Origin of the sequence: Brevundimonas denitrificans (assembly GCF_030160755.1) — a bacterium.
Taxonomy (GTDB): domain Bacteria; phylum Pseudomonadota; class Alphaproteobacteria; order Caulobacterales; family Caulobacteraceae; genus Brevundimonas; species Brevundimonas denitrificans.
Genome location: NZ_BSOY01000119.1, coordinates 1 through 3,899 on the forward strand (window position 1 = coordinate 1; position 3,899 = coordinate 3,899).

2 protein-coding genes are annotated in these 3,899 nt (G+C 71.5%); both read left to right on the forward strand.

Going from position 1 to position 3,899, the window contains the following annotated elements; all coding sequences use genetic code 11:
* A partial coding sequence (locus tag QQJ79_RS15025) for a Y-family DNA polymerase (protein ID WP_284223737.1) occupies nt 1-1,159 on the forward strand: 1,159 nt, incomplete at its 5' end.
* The coding region (locus QQJ79_RS15030) for an error-prone DNA polymerase (RefSeq protein ID WP_348521802.1) at nt 1,156-3,899 on the forward strand (2,744 nt) is incomplete at its 3' end. The genes QQJ79_RS15025 and QQJ79_RS15030, both read left to right, overlap by 4 nt.

Here is a 3,899-nt window from a genome sequence, read left to right on the forward strand (position 1 = left end):
CGTCGCCGTGGGACCGACGCCCGGCGCGGCCTGGGCGCTGGCCCGCTGGGGTGCGGCCGGGGGCGAAGTGGAGGGCGAGGGGACGATCGCAGACGAGGAGACGGTCCGGGACCGGCTGGCGCCCCTGCCGGTCGAGGCCCTGCGGATCGACGACCGGACCCTGACGCAGGCGCGGCGGTTCGGGCTGAAGCGGATCGGCGACCTCTATCCCATGCCGCGCGCCGGGCTGGCGCGCCGGTTCCGGGACGGGGCCGGTGTGGGACTGGTCCAACGGCTGGATCAGGCGCTGGGCTTCGCGGGCGAGGCCCTGACGCCGGTGCGGCCGCCGCCGAAATACCGCGCCTGGCGGACATGGATGGAGCCGGTCGAGGATATCGAGGGCGTGGAGGCGCGGCTGATCGAGTTGGCCGCCGACCTCGCCGCGCCGCTGGTGCGGGACGGGCAGGGGGCGAAGGCCCTGACCCTGACGGGTTTCCGCTCGGACGGCGGGACGACGCACCTGTCGGTGCGCATGGGGCGTCCGGGGCGGGACGCCGGAATCTGGCTGCGGCTGTTCCGCGAGGCGGGGCTGGGCCGGCTGGAGCTGGGTTTCGGCCTCGACGCCATGATGCTGACCGCCGACGCCATCGAGCCCATGACGGCGCGGCAGGGCGCGCTGGAGAGCGAGGCCGAGGCGAAACAGGCCGAGAGCCTGGCCGCCCTGATCGACCGGCTGACGGCGCGGCTGGGCGAGGACCGGGTGCTGACGCCCGAGCCGGTCGACAGCTGGATTCCGGAACGGGCCGAGCGGTGGCGGCCGGCGCTGGGGCGGTCGCCGGCGGCGGCGAACGGCGACACGGGACGCCGGCCCATCCTGCTGCTGGACCCGCCCGAACCGGTCGAGGCCATCGCCGAACTGCCCGACGGCGCCCCGGCCCGCTTCACCTGGCGCAGGCTGTCGCGGCGGGTGACGCGCGCCGACGGCCCCGAGCGGCTGTCGCCCGAATGGTGGCGGCCCCGCCCCGACGACCGGCAGGTGCGTACGCGCGACTACTATCGCGTCGAGGATGACGCGGGCGGCCGCTACTGGCTGTTCCGCGAAGGGCTGTATGGGCGCGAATATTCCGGCGCGCCGGAAGAACGCGCGCCGTCGTGGTGGATGCACGGGGTGCTGCCGTGACCTGGGACGGCCGGTACGCCGAGCTCGGGGCCATGACCAATTTCAGCTTTCTGGAAGGGGCGTCGCACCCGGGCGAGCTGATGATGCAGGCCAAGTCGCTGGGCCTGGCCGCCGTCGGGGTGGCCGACCGCAATACGCTCGCGGGCATGGTCCGGGCGCTGATGGGGGCGGAGGACGTCGACATCCCGCTGGTCGTCGGGTCGCGGCTGGGCTTCACCGACGGGACGGAGCTGATCGTCTTCCCGCGCGACCGCGCCGCCTGGGGGCGCCTGTGCCGGCTGCTGTCGCTGGGCAAGAGCGAGGCCTTCTCCGTCTCCTCCCCGTCGCGCAGCGATGGGGAGGGGGACCATCCGGAGCCGCAGGCGAAGGATGGTGGAGGGGCAGAGGCGCGGCCCCCCTCCGTCACGGCGCGTATTCGCGCCGCGCCACCTCCCCATCCTGCGGATGGGGAGGAGACACGCATCGCAAAGGCCGAGACGCGGCTGAGCTTCGAACAGGCGGCGGCCATGGGCGAGGGGATGATCGCGCTGGCGCCCGCGCCGGAACGGCCCGACGCGGCCTTCGAGGCGCGGCTGGCAGCGTGGCGAAGGCGCTGGCCGGACGACCTCTATCTGGCGGCGGCGCCGCTGTGGCGCGGGGATGACCGCAAGCGCCTCAACCGGCTGGCGGCGATGGCGCATCGCACGGGCGCGCCGATGATCGCGACCAATGCCGTGCTGTATCATCACCCCGACCGGCGGACGCTGCAGGACGTCCTGACCTGCATCCGTGAGGGGACGACCATCGACAAGGCCGGGCGTCGACTGCAGGCCAACGCCGAACGCCATCTGAAGCCGCCGGCGCAGATGGCGCGGCTGTTCCGGGGGCATGAGGCGGCGCTGGCGCGGACCATGGCGGTGGCGCGGGCCTGCACCTTCTCGCTTCGGGAGCTCAGCTACCAGTATCCGGACGAACCGGTCCCGCCGGGCTATTCCGCCCAGGGCTGGCTGGCGCGGCTGACGCTGAAGGGGGCCCGGACGCGATGGCCCGGCGGCGCGCCCGATCGCATCCGGGCGATCATTCTGAAAGAGCTCCGGCTGGTTCAGGAACTGAACTACGCCCCCTATTTCCTGACCGTCCACGACATCGTCGCCTGGGCGCGGTCACGGCCCGATCCGATCCTGTGCCAAGGGCGCGGGTCGGCGGCGAACTCGGTAATCTGCTTCTGTCTGGGCATCACCAATGTCGATCCCACGCGGCAGGAGGTGCTGATCGAGCGGTTCATCTCCTCAAACCGCTCCGAACCGCCCGACATCGACGTCGATTTCGAGCACGAGCGGCGCGAGCAGGTGATGCAGTACGTCTATGAGCGCTACGGCCGCGACCGGGCGGGGATCGTGGCGACCATCATCCACTACCGGCCGCGCTCGGCGATTCGGGACGTGGGCAAGGCCCTGGGCCTGACCGAGGACGTCACCGCCCGCATGGCCGACACGGTCTGGGGCTCATGGGGCTCGGAGGTGAAGGACGAGCACGTCGACCGGGCCGGTCTGAGCCGCGACGACGTGCGGATGCGGCTGGCTCTCGACCTGACCGCCGAGCTGATCAAGTTTCCACGCCACCTGAGCCAGCACGTCGGCGGCTTCGTGCTGAGCCAGACCCCGCTGATCGAGATCGTGCCGATCGGCAATGCGGCGATGGCCGACCGGACCTTCATCGAATGGGACAAGGACGACATCGACTTCCTCAAGCTGATGAAGGTCGATGTGCTGGCGCTGGGCATGCTGACGGCGATGAAGCGGGCGTTCCGCATGATCGGCGAGACCTATGGCCGGCCCCTGCCGGACACCGCCGCCGTGCCGGCCGAACGGCGCGGAGTCTATCGCATGCTGTGCAAGGCGGATTCGGTCGGGGTCTTCCAGGTCGAGAGCCGGGCGCAGATGTCCATGCTGCCGCGCCTGCGGCCGGTGGAGTTCTACGATCTGGTGGTGCAGGTCGCCATCGTCCGGCCCGGCCCGATCCAGGGCAAGATGGTGCATCCCTATCTGCAGCGACGGATGGAGCGACGGGCTCACGAGGCGAGGCATGGTCCGGGCAGCTACCGCTTCTCCATGCCGGGCTCGGCCGCCGATCCGGACGAACTGGCCAATGTGCTGCGCAAGACCCTGGGCGTGCCCCTGTTCCAGGAGCAGGCGATGAAGATCGCCATGGTCGCGGCCGAGTTCAGCGGCGAGGAGGCGAACGGCCTGCGCCGGGCCATGGCCACCTTCCGGCACAACGGCACCATCGGCGATTTCGAGGAGAAGATGGTCGGGCGGATGATCGCGCGCGGCTATGACGCCGACTTCGCCCAGAACTGTTTCAACCAGATCAAGGGGTTCGGGGAATACGGCTTTCCTGAGAGCCACGCCTGCTCCTTCGCCCATCTGGTCTATGTCTCGGCCTGGGTGAAGTGGCTGTACCCGGACGTCTTCGCCGCCTGCCTGCTGAACAGCCAGCCCATGGGCTTCTACGCCCCGGCCCAGATCGTCCGCGACGCGCGCGAGCACGGGGTCGAGGTGCGGCACCCGGATGTGAACGCCAGCGACTGGGACGCCACGCTGGAGCGCCGGCCGCGCCGCCGGCGCCGCGCCCTCCGCCTCGGCATGCGGTCCATCGACGGGTTCAAGAGCGTCTGGGCGGAGGCGATCATGGCGGCGCGGGAGGCGGGTCCCTTCGCCGACCTCGACGACCTGCGCCGCCGCGCCGCCCTGCCGCCGTC